14 protein-coding genes and 2 pseudogenes are annotated in these 15,733 nt (G+C 48.1%); 9 read left to right on the top strand and 7 right to left on the bottom strand.

Annotated features, from left to right (window positions below):
* Window positions 1-74: 74 nt before the first annotated feature.
* The 3 genes and pseudogenes from Xvie_RS17980 to Xvie_RS17970 form a co-directional block, all read right to left on the bottom strand.
* Window positions 75-413, bottom strand: a complete 339-nt coding sequence (locus Xvie_RS17980) for a replication initiation protein (protein ID WP_279625686.1) — start codon at window positions 411-413, stop codon at window positions 75-77.
* A 53-nt stretch (window positions 414-466) separates the two neighbouring features.
* Window positions 467-823, bottom strand: coding sequence for a hypothetical protein (locus Xvie_RS17975; protein WP_208612616.1), 357 nt, complete (start codon window positions 821-823; stop codon window positions 467-469).
* Between the two features lies 1 nt (window position 824).
* Window positions 825-1,391: pseudogene (locus Xvie_RS17970) on the bottom strand (recombinase family protein); the annotation flags it as partial.
* An 83-nt stretch (window positions 1,392-1,474) separates the two neighbouring features.
* Here Xvie_RS17970 and Xvie_RS17965 point away from each other — a divergent pair.
* The 9 genes from Xvie_RS17965 (at window position 1,475) to Xvie_RS17925 (ending at window position 12,388) form a co-directional block, all read left to right on the top strand.
* A protein-coding gene (locus tag Xvie_RS17965) for an IS3 family transposase (RefSeq protein ID WP_422645950.1) occupies window positions 1,475-2,646 on the top strand; the annotation gives its coding sequence in 2 pieces (ribosomal slippage) (window positions 1,475-1,736 and window positions 1,736-2,646; 1,173 coding nt in all).
* Window positions 2,643-2,873, top strand: coding sequence for a transposase (locus Xvie_RS17960; protein WP_244175718.1), 231 nt, complete (start codon window positions 2,643-2,645; stop codon window positions 2,871-2,873). The genes Xvie_RS17965 and Xvie_RS17960 overlap by 4 nt, the downstream gene beginning before the upstream one ends.
* A gap of 122 nt (window positions 2,874-2,995) precedes the next feature.
* A complete protein-coding gene (locus Xvie_RS17955) occupies window positions 2,996-4,480 on the top strand; it encodes an HlyD family secretion protein (RefSeq protein ID WP_086110540.1) in 1,485 nt (494 codons plus the stop codon).
* Between the two features lie 51 nt (window positions 4,481-4,531).
* A complete protein-coding gene (locus Xvie_RS17950; RefSeq protein ID WP_244175717.1) occupies window positions 4,532-5,212 on the top strand; it encodes an ABC transporter ATP-binding protein in 681 nt (226 codons plus the stop codon).
* Window positions 5,213-5,221: 9 nt separating this feature from the next.
* The gene (locus Xvie_RS17945) at window positions 5,222-7,642 is read left to right on the top strand and encodes an ABC transporter permease (RefSeq protein WP_086110538.1); all 2,421 of its coding nucleotides are present in this window, start codon (window positions 5,222-5,224) and stop codon (window positions 7,640-7,642) included.
* Between the two features lie 97 nt (window positions 7,643-7,739).
* The gene (locus Xvie_RS17940) at window positions 7,740-9,167 is read left to right on the top strand and encodes a sigma-54-dependent transcriptional regulator (protein ID WP_086110537.1); all 1,428 of its coding nucleotides are present in this window, start codon (window positions 7,740-7,742) and stop codon (window positions 9,165-9,167) included.
* Between the two features lie 50 nt (window positions 9,168-9,217).
* Window positions 9,218-10,477 (top strand): sensor histidine kinase, encoded by a 1,260-nt coding sequence (locus Xvie_RS17935; protein ID WP_167376309.1) that lies wholly within the window; start codon window positions 9,218-9,220, stop codon window positions 10,475-10,477.
* 581 nt (window positions 10,478-11,058) lie between these two features.
* Window positions 11,059-11,751 (top strand): 4'-phosphopantetheinyl transferase family protein, encoded by a 693-nt coding sequence (locus tag Xvie_RS17930; RefSeq protein WP_086110535.1) that lies wholly within the window; start codon window positions 11,059-11,061, stop codon window positions 11,749-11,751.
* 229 nt (window positions 11,752-11,980) lie between these two features.
* Window positions 11,981-12,388, top strand: a complete 408-nt coding sequence (locus Xvie_RS17925) for a helix-turn-helix domain-containing protein (RefSeq protein ID WP_244175721.1) — start codon at window positions 11,981-11,983, stop codon at window positions 12,386-12,388.
* Here the strand turns inward: Xvie_RS17925 and Xvie_RS17920 are convergent.
* The 4 genes and pseudogenes from Xvie_RS17920 to Xvie_RS17905 form a co-directional block, all read right to left on the bottom strand.
* Window positions 12,331-12,538, bottom strand: a pseudogene (locus tag Xvie_RS17920) (transposase); the annotation flags it as partial. The gene Xvie_RS17925 and the pseudogene Xvie_RS17920 overlap by 58 nt on opposite strands.
* Before the next feature lie 230 nt (window positions 12,539-12,768).
* Window positions 12,769-13,731 (bottom strand): alpha/beta fold hydrolase, encoded by a 963-nt coding sequence (locus tag Xvie_RS17915; protein WP_086110533.1) that lies wholly within the window; start codon window positions 13,729-13,731, stop codon window positions 12,769-12,771.
* A complete protein-coding gene (locus Xvie_RS17910) occupies window positions 13,721-15,073 on the bottom strand; it encodes an MATE family efflux transporter (protein WP_086110532.1) in 1,353 nt (450 codons plus the stop codon). The genes Xvie_RS17915 and Xvie_RS17910 overlap by 11 nt, the downstream gene beginning before the upstream one ends.
* On the bottom strand, window positions 15,070-15,702 hold the full coding sequence (locus Xvie_RS17905) for an acyl-CoA dehydrogenase family protein (RefSeq protein WP_167376308.1): 633 nt from the start codon (window positions 15,700-15,702) through the stop codon (window positions 15,070-15,072). Before Xvie_RS17905 ends, Xvie_RS17910 begins: the two co-directional genes overlap by 4 nt.
* Window positions 15,703-15,733: the final 31 nt, after the last annotated feature.

The following is a 15,733-nucleotide window of genomic DNA, read 5'->3' as shown; positions in this document are numbered from 1 at the left end:
CTAGTACTACAGCCGTAATCATCCCAAAATTAACGTGTTATCTGATAATCAATAAACTGAGAAACCGTATCATTTCAAGCTGTTCTACGGGCATATTTCCGATTGAGAAAAACAAATACGGCTGTAGTACTAGCGCTGTAACTTAATTTTTCAAACCAAAACCTTTGTACCTTATCAATTCGTTTCTTTTTCTCGTTCCATTCATACGTTATGATAGGTTTTCTAGCCAAACTATCAGCTGCGTCACGAAGTTGTTTATAGCAATTTGTTAGATCCAACCCATATTGGCTCTGATAATCTCGCGCTTTTAAAACATACTCTTTCTGAGGCATGGGCTTCAACGGCTCAACCTGATTTAATGCCATATAGAGTAAACGCATTTCAGATAATGATATGTCATATGAGCCTTCTATAAGGGGTCCAGTGGAAGAACCCTCGAAAATGACGAGTAACGTAACCTGTCGTTTTAATGAATTGATTTACTGATTGTTTTTTCCACTTCATCCTCCAGAGTCAGTGGCCGTTTGACCAGTGTCAACAATTGCGGAGCGACGTTCCAGCGGTTGCCGTTCTCAGTGTGAACTGTGACCGACTTTTTGTTCAGGCGCACCAGTATCCCGATAATTTCATCGCCATCAGTCTGGAAACTCACCACATCGCCTGGGCGGAAATCAGCCATACTCTGCATTGTCCGCTGGCGTTGTAACATATTGAGACGGTTAACAATACGGTCATGAAGCGTTCTGAGCACCGCCTCAGGCATTTCATCGACCAACTCATCAATATTGAGCCCCTGGAGCTCTCGGGTCGTTTGTTTCTTCATGTTAGTAGGAGTCGCCTTTCGTTTGCCCATTAATACCTTCCCTCTGTTGCTGAAGATACGAAAAGAAGGTTCGCCGGCCAACCCCCGTCAACCCACAAACTTCGGCCGCTGTCTTATCTGAATTTTCATACAAAATTCTGGCATTTTCTAACTTATCGAGGTCAGTTCGTGGACGGCTACCGCTTTTACCTCTGGCTTTGGCCGCCGCTCTCCCGGCAGCTGCGCGCTCTGCTTTAAGTTCCCGTTCCATCTGGTGAATTACCCCCATCATGGACAGAAAACCGCGCCCTGTTGCTGTGCTGGTATCGATATTTTCCCTCAGCGAGATCAGATTGATTTGCCGCGCTTCCAGTTGTTGGCTCGTTTGCAGCATATCAAGCAATGATCGTGTCATTCGGCTCAGTTCGGTCACCACCAGACTGTCGCCTGTACGCAGATGCTCCAGCAATAGCTCCCACCCGGGCCTGTTCATGCGCGATCCTGTCATTTTGTCGGTAAATATTTTGCTGCAGCCGGCTTTCTCTAAGGCATCAATCTGGGAGTCCAGGTTTTGTCCGGCACTACTGACCCGGGCATAACCTGTAGTGGTATAAGGATCTCGGACACCTCAAAAGCCTGCTAATGTTATTCACATGACAATGAGGTGTAACGATGAAATTGAAACTCACCAAACGCCACTATTCCGCTGAATTTAAGCTGGAAGCGGTTCAACAGGTTGTTCTCCACCAACAACGGGTTGTCGATGTCGCCCGTTCATTGGCGATCGATAACAGCACGCTGGGGAAATGGGGTCGCCAGTACCAGGCCGAAATGCAGGGAATAACGCCTGTGGGTAAGGCACTGACGCCCGAACAACGCCAGATACAGGCATTAGAAAAGCAGGTGAAACGCCTGGAAATGGAAAAAGAAATCCTAAAGCAGGCGGCCGTGCTGATGAGCGAGATGCGCAGTGGCGCTATACGTTGATCACACGGCTGAGTACCCGGTGGCCGGTGACAGACTTATGTCAGATGCTTCAGGTGTCACGCAGTGCCTATTATGACTGGCGACAACGCCCTGTCGACACGGAACGTCTGCAGTTGCGCATTCGGGTTCGTGAACTGTATAACCAAAGTCGGGGGGCGATAGGCAGTCGCACCTTGAGCCATCTGCTGACCAATGAAGGCTGGCCAGTGGGGCGCTGGAAGGCCAGGCGATTAATGCAGGAATGCGGTCTGCAAAGCCGTCAAGCGGGGGTTCAGCGTTATCGCCCGGCAGGAGAAGAGGCTGTCGCCTCCCCTAATCTTTTGCGACAGCAGTTTGCCCCGGCCTGCCCGAATCCCCACTGGTGCGGAGACATCACGTACATCCGTATCAAAGCGGGATGGAGCTATCTGGCGGTGGTGACAGATTTATTTTCCCGTCGGGTGGTGGGAATGGCCATCGGCTCTTCGCCGGATGCTGAGCTGGTCTGCCGGGTATTGAATAACGCATTGGAAACGCGCCATCTTGAAGGACGGCTGGTTTTTCATTCAGACCAAGGCAGTCAATACAGGAGTAAAAAGTTTCGCCGCTTACTCTGGCAAAATAAAATTATCCAAAGCATGAGCCGCAAGGGCAACTGCTACGATAATTCCCCCATGGAACGGGTATTCCGGAGTTTGAAAAGTGAATGGATCCCGCCAGAAGGCTATCAGGACATTCATGAGGCAATGAGGGATATCACTGACTATTTTGGCGGATATTACAACGACATCCGTCCCCATAGCTTTAATGGGGGAATTTCTCCGGCTGAATACGAAAGACAGTGGGAAGCGGCTAAAAATGTGTCCGAAAGTTCTTGACCACTACATTTTATGCGTGGATGACGCAAGATTTGCTACCAAAGCTTCCACACGGAGCAGTGATAGACAATGCACCTTTCCATAAACGAAATGACACGACACAAGCGATAGCAGACAGCGGATGCCAACTGGAATGGCTTCCCGCTAATAGTCCTGATTTGAACCCTATAGAACACAAATGGGGCGGAGCAAAAGTGGTAAGGAGGCAAAAAAAGATGTTCAATTGATGAGTTGTTTACGGAACATATTGAATATGTCAGGTTATGTTGATTCTGCTATATCTTTCACCACATAATATTCAGCGCCATGCTCTAAGATATCAGGCTCCATATCCAAATAACCGGTATCAATGGCGTGTTTAATTTCTGGCCGTAAGCGCTTGATGAACGGTTGTCCGCCATTGGCGGGCAACCGTTCAATTCCAATTATGGGACAATACCAAAATTTTCATGCAAATAGACGCATTTTTGGGAATACATTTCCGACACTGTTTATATTTTGTTATTTTTTATCATTATTTGATATTGGCACGTTTAATGCATCAAAAATGAAAACATACACAGAAAGTTATATTCTCATGGACATTAAAAAACAAAAAAAAGTGTCATTCACACTCAAGAAAATGAACCTTATTATCCTGGGCTTGGCACTCATTGCGGCAGGTGTGTATTTTTCCTCCGTGATGTCATCACAGCGCTATCAGGTGGACAAAAACAACATCATCATTTCTACGGTGAACTTTGGTCCGATGACCGTTGAAGTACGTGGTAATGGTATTCTTGCCCCGAAATACATCCGCTGGATCTCCAGCAGCGTCGATGGCCGCGTTGAAAGAGTCCTCGTAAAACCAGGCGCCGTCGTCGCTGAAGGTGATGTGATTGCTGAAATGGTAAATCCTGAGCTGACTCAGAAAACCGAGGAAATTCGCTGGGAACTGGAAGCTGCGCAGGCTAATCTGCAAGCGCTGAAGATGCGTCATATTAACAACTTGCTGGATGCTCAGTCCAAAGTGTCCAAAGCAAAACACAGTTATGACAAAGCCAAACTAAAGTACGAAGCAGAAAAAAACTTGTATAAGAGAGTCAATGGTTTCATACCAAAAATTGATTTTGATAGGTCACGACTCGACGCAGAGGGAGCTAGGCAAAGCTGGGACATCGAAAAACAACGCCTGGCTACCCTTAAAACCACTCAGGAGGCCGAGTTTGCCGCCAGTCAGGCGATGCTCAGCGGGCTTAAAAAAGGCCTTGCCCGCTCAGAATATTTGCTCGACTCACTCATGGTCGTCGCCAACCAGAACGGCGTCATCCAGGCGGTTAACATCGAAGTAGGCCAACGCGTTCCTGTTGGGAATAACATTGCCAAACTGGCTCAACAAGGCGATCTCATCGCCGAACTGGATATCCCGGAACGCCAGGTTCGGGACGTCGCACTAGGACAAAAGGTCACGATCAACACCCACAACACCACTATCGATGGTGAGGTCACGCGCATCGATCCAGCCGTAATCAATGGCACTGTCCAAGTCGATGTTTCCCTGACAGGGTCTCTCCCACCAGAGGTGCGTCCCGATTTGAGTATCCAGGGCACCATTGAAGTATCAAGCGTCAACCAAACCCTGTTCGTCGCCCGTCCAAGTTACGCACAAAGTAACGCACCGGGCAGTGTCTTTAAGATCTCACAAGATGGGCTTTCTGCGGTTCGTGTCCCCGTAAACTTTGGCTTAGGGTCCGCGGACAATATTCAGATCAAATCGGGGTTAACCGCCGCAGATCGCATCATTACCTCAAACACTAATGCCTGGTCCCATTTGGATCAGATCAGCATAAACTAAATAACAAAAACACAAGGAACAGTTATGTCCACCATCGTCAAACTGCGCGAAATGTGTAAAGTCTTTCACACCGATGAGATCGAAACACACGCTCTCCGTGATATCAGCTTTAGTATTAATCAGGGCGAATACGTCTCTATCACTGGGCCTTCTGGCTGTGGTAAATCGACACTGCTCTCGATCCTCGGTTTATTGGATGTCCCAAGCGACGGTCAGTACCACCTCAATGGCATCGATGTCAGTACTCTAAAATCGAACCGTCTGGCGGAAATCCGTAATCAGGAAATTGGCTTTGTTTTCCAATCATTTAATCTGATCAGTGATTTAACAGTCGAAGAGAACGTGATGCTGCCACTGACCTACCGCAAGAATATCTCTCGTAAACAGGCACAGAGTATGACGATTGGGGCGCTGGAGAAAGTTGATATGCAGCACAGAGGTAAACACTTCCCGTCCCAACTGTCCGGCGGTCAGCAACAACGTGTAGCCATTGCACGCGCCATAGTCGGTCAGCCATCACTACTGCTGGCCGATGAACCGACGGGCAATCTGGATTCCAAAAATACCGAAGCGGTTATGGCGCTGTTCGACAAACTGCACACCGATGGTGTCACCATTTGTATCGTTACCCACGATCCACGCTCGGCCGCCCGCTCTCTGCGCCAAATCGATATCTTCGACGGTACACTGATAGACGATCACTACCTCAATAACAGTGGCCTGGTGGCGTAAGGGGTAACCATGAGTTGGATAATGGATATTAATTACGTCACTCGAATAATGTTAAAACGACCGGGATTCACGGTCTTCACCTTATTGATCATGGCCAGTGGTCTGGGGTTGAGTATTTACATGTACTCGCTCATCAATACCCTCGCGTTCAAACCGCTACCCTTTAAAGATGGCGAGCGTATGGTCATGATCAGCCCAAGTATCAACGATCTGCGTCTCGGCGATTCACCGCTCAGCTATATTGATTACCAGGCCATCGAATCTTCCAGCCGTACCCTGGAATACATGGGCTACTATTACGGTGACATAGCTAACGTCAGCATTGACAGCAAAGCAATGCGCTATGTCGCCATCCGTGCTCAGTCGGATCTGTTCGAGTTCACCGATACCCAGCCAGAGCAAGGACGAAGCTTCAACCAGTACGACATAGTCGAAGGCGCCAATCCGGTTGTCATCATTGGTCACCAACTGTGGCAGAATGGTCTGGGTGGACGTACCGACATCCTGGGGCAGAAGCTCGATATTAACGGTGTGAGCACTGAAATCATCGGTGTGATGCCGGCGGGCTACGAGTTTCCGATGAATAACCAAGTGTGGTTACCCACTCAGTTGAACGACAGCAAAATTACCCGTGACAATGCGCCTGATGTTTTCGTGTTTGCCAAACTGGCCCAGGGTAAGACAGTGGCCGACGCCGACAAGGAACTTAGTAGTATCATGATGTCTCTGGCAACCATGTATCCTACCACCAACACTGGTCGTTCCGCGTTTGCTATCACTTTCATGGACAGTTTCATCGGGGAAGATTCGAAACCGATATTTGTTGTCATGCTGTCTGGAGTGGCGTTTGTTCTGCTCCTGGCCTGCAGCAACGTCGGCAACCTACTGCTGGCGCGCGCATCAGAACGCTCGAAGGAAAGTGCGATTCGCATGGCCCATGGCGCACCTACGTTTCGCCTGATCGGCCAAATGATGCTAGAGAGTATCCTGATCTGTCTGTTGGGCGGCATACTCGGCATTCTTCTCGCCGGCTGGGGCTTGTCATTGACCAATCACGTGATCGCCGCAATAGTACCGGATAAACCGCCGTTCTGGTGGCAACTGGGACTGGACGCTGATGTGCTGGTCAAAACTATTGGTCTTATCTTGCTCGTCAGCCTGTTAACGGGTTCGTTGCCAGCCTGGCGAATGACACAGTGCAACATTACAGAAATCCTGCGAGACGGTACTCGCGGTGCGCAAAGCCGTCGCAGTGGTAAACTCAGCCGCGCATTGGTTGTCTTTGAAGTGCTACTTTCCTGCACCGTGTTGTCGCTCGGTGCCTACCTGACCGCAGTGGTTTATGAAGCGAAACAAATCCACTATGGGATCAATGAGCAAGGCCTGTATACCGCCAAAGTCAGTCTGCCAGACCACTACGATTCGCAGCAGATCAGCAATTTTTATCAAGCCCTACAAAGTGAACTGCAAGCGGTTTCACTCGACCTCAATGTTGGCATCATGACCAAACTGCCTGGTGAGTATACATTGACTAGTAAAGTAGTGCTGGAAGGTCAGACCGCCTTAAACGACGAACAGAACCTTCTGCCTAGAGCCAACGCCATCTCTGTGCTGCCAGGAACGCTGGCAATGATGGGCGTGCAACTACAACAGGGACGTCTGCTCGACAGCCGCGACAACGCCAATACTCGCAATGTGGTCGTCATCACGGACAGCTTCGCACAGCGTTACTGGCCTGGTGAGCGCAATGTTCTGGGTAAAAAACTGCGCTTGGCAGACAGCCTAGAGTGGTCGACCGTCGTCGGTGTCGTTTCTCATGTCATCCAAGGACGTCCGTTTGGGCACAGCAAACACATGCCAAGTGTGTACCAGTCGTTACTACAGCAACCTCAGAGCCAGATCGCCATCGTGACTTACGATCCTATCCGGGCTAATACGCGTTTTAATATCGAGCAGGCAGTTGCCAATCTTGACGCTGGACTCTCGGTCTATCACCCGAAAACCATGACGCAGTTACTGGAGCGCAACACCGCCGGCCTGACCTACATCGCGATCCTGTTTAACTTTTTTGGCATCGTCGCTATGTTACTTGCTGGTAGTGGTATCTACGGTGTCATGGCCAAAACTATCAGCCAACGTTGCCAGGAGCTGGGCATTCGCCGCGCGATGGGTGCGACCGAAGGCGACATTCTTAGGATGCTGATGATTCAGGGGTGGGTACAACTGGCCATTGGCCTGCTACTGTCGGCTCCGATTGTGTTTGCTGCCTATCCTCTGGTCGGCAATATCGTCGGTACTAACGCCATCAATCCAATGGTATTATTCATTCTGATCGCTGCCGGGATTGCACTGATTGTATCCATCGCTATCTTAATACCAGCCCAGAAAGCCATCAGGCAAAACCCAATGTTTGCCTTGCGTGAACAGTAAAACCTGGTCGGATGCCCCAAGCGTCCGACTTGAACAACGTCAGTGTCCTTAGGTACATAATAAGGCTCTAAGGCCGTATAAAAAGAAGAATCTAGATATGTTAAAGACTACCCATACGATCCTCATTGTTGACGACGACACCAACATTCTGTCCACGCTAAAGTTGATGCTTAAGGTACGTCAGTTTGATGTGATCACGGCACAGACACCGAACCAGGCTCTGGATAGCATCAAACAGTACACTCCGAATCTCGCCTTGGTTGACCTCAATTACCAGTTGGATACCACGTCCGGGCAGGAAGGGCTGAACTTGATCGATGCCATCAAGGTGCTCGACAGCGACCTGCCCGTGATTGTTATGACTGGCTGGGGCTCGATCGACATCGCCGTCCTGGCCATGCAAAAAGGCGTAGTAGACTTTATTGAAAAGCCCTGGGATAACGAACGGCTGCTGCAAATGGTGAGCACTCAGCTGAAGCTGCGCGACATCCAAAAAAAACAACAGCATCTGGAGCAGGAGAACCAGTTTCTCAAAGCCCAGGCACGTCAACAGCAACCCGAGTATCTCGTGGCTTATTCTCCTCCGATGCGTGATTTGCTCGATACACTCAAAGTGGTCGCTCAAAGCGATGCCAACATTCTCCTCACCGGCGAAAATGGCACCGGAAAAAGCCTGCTGGCTCAGTACATTCATCAACATTCAGCCCGTCAGGAAGCTCCGTTCGTCTCCGTCGATATGAGCTGTATTCCTGAAAACCTGTTTGAAAGTGAAATGTTTGGTCACGTAAAAGGTGCATTTACCGACGCCAAACAAACGCGTATCGGCCGCTTTGAACTGGCCAATCAGGGCACCCTGTTCCTCGATGAAATCGGTAATACGCCGCTACCACAGCAGGCTAAATTGTTGCGTGCACTCGAATCCAACCAGTTTGAAAAAGTCGGGGGCACCAAAACCCAACACGTCGATGTCCGCGTGATCGCCGCGACCAACGCCGATCTGCCTGAAATGGTTCAGTCACGTACCTTTCGCCTGGATGTCTTTTACCGGCTCAATACCTTTGAATTTCGTGTGCCTGCCCTCAAAGAACGCCTGGAGGATATCATTCCCCTGGCAGAGCTGTTGATCCAGCGGTACAGCGACAAATACCGTAAACCACTTGGCCATCTCTCTGCCGCGACCAGGCAATTACTTCAAGCTTATGATTGGCCTGGAAATGTCAGAGAACTCAGCCACGTGATTGAACGCATGGTGCTTCTGGGCAACGGCGAGTACGACCACACGCTGACCACGCGCGTGTTACCCGAGCCAGCCAACCTTACAACGCCTTGTGATAACCTTGTCCGGTCAATACCTGTTACAAATGAACTCATCAGCGGCGACATGTCCCAAACGTTGGAGCGACTTGAGCAAACTATCTTACAGCAGCGCCTCGCACATTGGGATGGTAACGCCAATCTAGCGGCAGAATCATTGGGGCTCAGCCGCAGTGCGTTCTACCGTCGGCTGAACAAATCTAAAGAGTAAGGATACCCATGTTTGACATTTCGCTGCAGAAAAGACAAGGGTGTTTGCTAATGCTGGCGTCATTACCCCAGAGCCTGCTGTTACTTGGCCTCATGTATCACGAAGGGGTCTCTGGCTACCTGATCGGGGTTGTCGTCTTCGTACTTACACTGATACTAAGTTATTGTCTGGTCAAGGTGATTCAACTGCAAAACTACCGTATTGCCACCATCACCAATCTTGTTGAGTCAATGGTCAATAACGAGTTTAACATCCGCAGCAATGCAACCAGGCACCATGATCTGATTGAAGAGATGCTTAATCGCCTGTCGATGACGCTTGGTCAGCAACAGCGCGAAATCAAACAGCAACAAGTGTTGATTGGCAAAATCATCAACAACGTCGACATCGCTATCATTGCCTTCGATGAGCAGCACAACCTGTCGTTCATCAATGCCGGCACAGAAAAACTGATGAAACAACCTGCCTCACAGTTGGTCAATCAGTCCGTACAATCACTCAACATCGCCCCATTTCTCCACACAACCAGCGGCCAAATTATCGAGTGGCGCTTCCCCAATAAACAGGGGAGATTTCAAATCAAGACCGATCACTATTTTGACGATGGGCAAAAAAAGACCCTGTTGTTTATCACCGATGTCAGCGCCATTCTTCGGGAAGAACAGACTCAAGCTTGGGGTAACCTGTTCAGAGTTATGAGCCATGAAATCAACAACACACTCACGCCCATCTCGTCATTAAGCCAGGTGCTCAAGCAACTGCTTCCTAAAGATAAAGATCAGTCACTGAACGAAGTGCATGAGGGGCTTTGCATCATTGAAGAGCGTTCTAAGAGCCTGAAAAGTTTCATCGACAGTTATCGAAAGCTTAACCAACTGCCGCCGCCGTTCAAAAGTCGCGTTCTCTTTCGTGAGCTACTTGAAGGGATCCTGCCTTTGTTTGACCATCGCACCATCATACTCGATGGGGAGACAGACCTCACCCTTACATTGGATCCGGTGCAAACTCAACAAACGGTTATCAACATCCTCAAAAACGCCGATGAAGCGATGTCGGATCCGCAGGGACAAATCTACATTTCCTGGCGACAGGAACAACATCAGTTCTCGCTGGACATTGCTGATCAAGGCACTGGGCTGATGAACAAAGACAACCTCTTTGTTCCTTTCTATACCACCAAACCATCCGGCAGCGGAATAGGACTCACCTTATGCCGAAAAATCGCCGAAAATCATGGAGGTTATTTCACGTTAGAAGACCGAATAGAACAAAAAGGATGTGTCGCAAAATTAATGTTGCCATATGAATAAAGAATAAAATGAATAATTACCTATAGCACTATCCAATTGTTCTTTTAATTATTTAGATTTTTAAAAAATTAAGCCAACATAGGTGATGCAAATTAAATTCACGTTAGAAGACCGAATAGAACAAAAAGGATGTGTCACAAAATTAATGTTGCCATATGAATAAATAATAAAATGAATAATTACCTATAGCACTATCCAATTGTTCTTTTAATTATTTAGATTTTTAAAAAAATTAAGCCAACATAGGTGATACAAATTAAATTCACGTTAGAAGACCGAATAGAACGAAAAGGATGTATCGCAAAATTAATGTTGCCATATGAATAAATAATAAAATGAATAATTACCTATAGCACCATCCAGTTTTTCTTTTAATTATTTTGATTTTTAAAAAATCAAACCAACATAGGTGATACAAATTAAATTCACGTTAGAAGACCGAATAGAACAAAAAGGATGTATCGCAAAATCAATGTTGTCATATGAATAAATAATAAAATGAATAATTACCTATAGCACCATCCAGTTTTTCTTTTAATTATTTTGATTTTAAAAAAATCAAACCAACATAGGTGATACAAATGAAATCTAGGGTTACTTACAATCTAAACTCCAACACTGTATTTTTGATGGATTTCAAAAAGCCGATATTTAATAAAAATATCAAGTTTGATCCAGAGAAAGATAACAGCATAAACATCTCATCAAATTTGTTATTGAGTCAAATAATAGAGTTATATTGTGGTGAATCTAGGGGAGTGTTAGCCATCGAAAAAAATGCCTACGGAAAGCCTTATTTAACCAATCGAGAAAACATTTGGTTTAATCTGTCGCATTCCGGCTCCGCCATGGCACTACTGTTGTCATGTGCCGGCGACGTCGGTGTGGATATTGAGTGTCGTACCGCCCAGAAAGATTACGCGAAAATTGCTCACCGCTTCTTTCATGCCGAGGAAAAATCGTCCCTGAGTCAGCTAGCCCCCCACAGTGCTCAACGTCGCTCGCATATGCTTTGGTGCCTAAAGGAAGCATACATTAAGGCCATCGGTAAAGGACTGGCACAACCTTTGAATAGTTTTCGATTCGAGATCTCACGCCATCACGTTGATTTATATGAGCCTGAACAACTTCATATCAGTCAGCGTTGGCGGTGCCAGTATCACGAATTAGACAACCACTACGGACTATCCGTGTGCATTCCTCAGGGAACATCAATAGATTATTTTTGCTTAAACAATAATGAGAAAATTACACCGAATACTATCTATTATTGATAATTAAACATTAAAAACGGGAGTTCAAAGACAGAATATCACCTTAAACTCAGGGAATAGAATCGTGAAAAATGACACTCATAAACTACATAGTGAAGAAATTGTAAACCTCAAAGATGATTTAATTACCGAACTACTGAAATTAAAACCCAATCTAGGGTTAACTCGCAATAAGAGAAAACTTGTTATATTATTTAGCACCATCAATTATATCGTTGAGAACATTTCAATGGAAATTAATCTCGATGAGATCGCTGCCGATGCTAATGCGTCTAAATTCAAAATTTGTCGTCTATTTAACGAGTACTTTGAAAGCTCCCCTATGCGCTGGCTGTGGCATGTCCGCCTCCAATTCGCCAAAGAGTATATCGCCATTGCTCCGCACTGGTCGCTGACCGACATCAGCCAAGCCTGTGGGTTCAATTCACTGGCGCATTTTTCTCGCAGTTTCAGTAAGGTACACGGCGTGTCCCCCCTTAAATACAAAGCCTCGATTAAGCCTCACCGCCATCAGAACGACTGCTATCAAATCATCTACGGCAATAAATGTGAATCGTTCCGCCACAGTATCGTACTCAGCAGTTTGACCTGGATTTTCTTTACCAGAGAGCGTTCGGACGGGATACCGAACAGATAACCGCGCAGAATCATTTTAATCAACCGCCGGGCGGCTGTTGTCGGCACAGTACAAATGTTTCACGGCATCGCGGATAAATTCAAAATAGATAGCGGCGTCCACTTTGCGGACGAGGTGATCTTCAGGAACCCGTTCATCGAGGGTCACCATTTCAAACTAGTACTGCTGCGGGGCGGGTTCTTTAAGCATGGCGGTCAGTCCGTTTTTTATACTGACCTTATTAGATCAAAGTCCCGGTATCAGTGCCAGGACTTTGTCAGCAATCTGAGACGATAGCGTTGATGCTATCGTCTTTTTGGACAGGATGTCACCTTGCATGATACAGAAGACGACCTGGCGTCAGTAACCAGAGAAGTAAATGAAGGGTTAGCACCAGAGGATTACAGGAAAGACAGTATGGCAGCATGCAGCTGATTGTCTCTCAGCACACCACGGTGACCCATACCCGACGTAATGAAGAGTTGACTGTTGGGGAAACTGGCGTGCATATCGTGCGCTTCCTGGATATTGATCACTACATCGTTACTGTCATGACAAATCAGAGTGGGTAAATTTAGTCGGCCCCACAACGGAGGGCCAATGTCATCCGGACTCTTACCCTGCTGATGAGTATAGATGCGCTTTAGCTGCGCTTTGAGCGACGACGGGTAACGAAAATAATCAATATAGGCATCGATCATATTACCAAAGCCGTTGGGACTGCCAATGGTCACCATTTTATTGAGTTCTAGCCCTTGATCCAAGGCAATAGCCAGCGCGATTCCGCCAAAGGAGTGACCAATAGCCGCTTCAAATGAACCGTACTTCCTGTCCAGCTCCAGGATAAGCAAAGACAGCTCATAGAACGAACAGCGGTTCCCTTCAGAATGACCGTGCGCCAGTAAGTCGGGCAAGATCAGACGATAGCCCTGACGTAACAGCTTGGCAATCAGCGGGCGAAACATCACGCTACGCCCCTCCCATCCGTGCAACAACAACAGGGTTTTCCCATTGTTCACCTCAGGCTCATGGTGGTACACGCGCACCTTTCGCCCCAAAAAGCAGAACTCATCAAACGGGCTCTGTTCCTCAAATGCTAAATCTTGTGATAAACAGGGCATACGCGTCGGTCGCTCGAATAGCCGTAACGTATACCGCGCAGCCAGGGCCACTGAAAACAAGCTGAGTAATTCAATGTCGGCCTTCTTGAGCCAGATGCACTGTCGGTGGTAATGACTCTCAGGCCGGACCACCGTTTTCAGTAACAGCTTAGGTCGGCGTTTGGTCACCACCAAGCACCAGTGGTATTTTTGATGACCATAGGCCAGTAAGACCATAAATGGGTAGAAAAGGCTATACAGCATCAAGGCCCCCGATTCGTTTCAGCATTCGCCCGTATTCGCGTAAGAACAACAGCAGATACACCACATTGAAGGCAATGATGACCGCCACCAGCGTGTCCTCACTACGCTGCCAGTACATACTCGTCACCAAAGTTGCAATCATCGTACATTCGCACACGACGGTGATCAGCAGGACCTGACGTCCGTGTCCCAACTGCTCCAGTACTGTTTGAGAGGCTGCCAGTAAAGAAGTCAGGAAGAATGTCGGCAATAATAGTGCCATCAAAAAGTAGCCAGCCTGTTCAACATTCGGTGTATTCGCTAACACATTGACCAAAGGCTGTTGAGCAACATACACCCCGGCACTGAGTAGCAGATACAGCGCCACCAGATAGCCAAGCCCCTGTTTCAGTAACAGGGCCAGCACAGGCTTAGGCTCCGATTGCATGTGCTGATTGACGAAAATCGCCACTGCACTGGACAGTGCCACTGCGGGAATGATAAACAGACTACGCAGTTTCACCACGATCAAAAACCCCGGAGCATAGTCTGCACTCAGATCGCTCAACATCGGGAACATCACAGCGCTGCTGACAAATGCCACCAGCATCGACAGGAAAATAGGCACGCCCGCATCCAGCGTTAGCGCCTTCAATCTCGGCCAGAATAAGGCGGAATCATAATCGACGCCTTTCTGCACCTGATGGTACAGCAGCATAAATGCCACAGGCAATACTACTAGTGCCGAGATAGCGTTGCCATACATTATAGCCTCAAAACCCAGATCGAAATGAATGAACGCCGCGTAACAGACAGTCAGATTGAGCAGGATATAACTGGAAATCATCACCATACTGGCAGCGGTTTTTCCCTGCCCACGCAAACCCGCATTGCACAGCTCTAACAGCAATAACGGGAGCAACGACAACAAATATATCGGCAATGTGTCGCGAAACAAACCATCCGCCTCGCCACCCAATAACGGTTGTAGCTGCGATTCAAACGCATAACTGAGCAACGCTAAGACGAGTATAAACACTGAGCCGATTACACCAAACAGCAACGTGCTATTGACCACTTTCCGCGACGACCAAGCGTGCACCGAACGCGCACTGAAGATTTGATTGGTGGTAGTCAAACATTCCAGCAAGGCAATGAACAGGAAATAAAACGGCTGCAGCATAGACAGTTGATACAGCGCCCGTCCCCCTTGCCCTTGCCCCAGAATCCAGATTTGTCCGTTCTGTGCCACTGACACGACCACGGCAACTAAGATCATCGGCCACGCAATCACCAAGATTGGTTTCCAACGCCAGTTCGGCGCGACAGACGCGCTGAGAGTGGCCTGCTTGGATGTATTCATGTCGTTCCCTCTGTCGATGGCTGTTTGCCGAACAATGAATACAGCAACATAGATAAATGACTCACCGTATGTGTCGCCCCCATCAGAAAGCCGTGTCCCCCCATGAGCTTCTCGGCCTGATTCGCCAGACGGGTGATCGCCTGATGTTCGGCCTCGACACCATGATGGTTTTCCGTTTCAAGTCGATGGAGTAGCTGATACCTCAACTGTGTAACGTCCCCGTAAATATCCGAAAAGCTGGCTTTGATTAGCTGATGTCGCGTAGTTTTCTGACCAAAACTTTTACGTCCCTGCAGGTGTTGATGCGCCATATCCAGTGTGCGAGTTACCAACCCCAGTCGGGCACTCGCAATCAGTGTCGACATGGTGCGGCTGACCTTATGGTCATCCGCCACGGTCGCCACCTGCAGTGTTAACCAAGACAGCAACCGATCCTGCTCCAGCCAGGTCAGACGTGATTCCTCAACCGGATTGCCATGTACATCCACCACCCGACGTGCTGACGAGGCGCTGGACTGGGCAAGAGCGAAACCCTGATAAGCCAGCCCCTGAGCCGACGGCTCGATAGCACTCTGGATAAGCGCGGGTAGTACCTCGTGTAACTGAGCATAGCGACTATCCTGGTACACCTGCTCGATCATTGCTTGCGTGATATTCATA

It is taken from the genome of Xenorhabdus vietnamensis, from assembly GCF_002127535.1.
Classification (GTDB): domain Bacteria; phylum Pseudomonadota; class Gammaproteobacteria; order Enterobacterales; family Enterobacteriaceae; genus Xenorhabdus; species Xenorhabdus vietnamensis.
This window is presented reverse-complemented; position numbering and strand designations above follow the sequence as displayed.

Excerpts from the sequence above, each read along its gene's own strand:
- Xvie_RS17975 (WP_208612616.1), bottom strand. The coding sequence starts at position 823 with ATGAAGAAACAAACGACCCGAGAGCTCCAGGGGCTCAATATTGATGAG.
- Xvie_RS17955 (WP_086110540.1), top strand. The coding sequence starts at position 2,996 with ATGGCGTGTTTAATTTCTGGCCGTAAGCGCTTGATGAACGGTTGTCCG.
- Xvie_RS17950 (WP_244175717.1), top strand. The coding sequence starts at position 4,532 with ATGTGTAAAGTCTTTCACACCGATGAGATCGAAACACACGCTCTCCGT.
- Xvie_RS17945 (WP_086110538.1), top strand. The coding sequence starts at position 5,222 with ATGAGTTGGATAATGGATATTAATTACGTCACTCGAATAATGTTAAAA.
- Xvie_RS17940 (WP_086110537.1), top strand. The coding sequence starts at position 7,740 with ATGTTAAAGACTACCCATACGATCCTCATTGTTGACGACGACACCAAC.
- Xvie_RS17935 (WP_167376309.1), top strand. The coding sequence starts at position 9,218 with ATGCTGGCGTCATTACCCCAGAGCCTGCTGTTACTTGGCCTCATGTAT.
- Xvie_RS17930 (WP_086110535.1), top strand. The coding sequence starts at position 11,059 with ATGAAATCTAGGGTTACTTACAATCTAAACTCCAACACTGTATTTTTG.
- Xvie_RS17925 (WP_244175721.1), top strand. The coding sequence starts at position 11,981 with ATGGAAATTAATCTCGATGAGATCGCTGCCGATGCTAATGCGTCTAAA.
- Xvie_RS17915 (WP_086110533.1), bottom strand. The coding sequence starts at position 13,731 with ATGCTGTATAGCCTTTTCTACCCATTTATGGTCTTACTGGCCTATGGT.
- Xvie_RS17910 (WP_086110532.1), bottom strand. The coding sequence starts at position 15,073 with ATGAATACATCCAAGCAGGCCACTCTCAGCGCGTCTGTCGCGCCGAAC.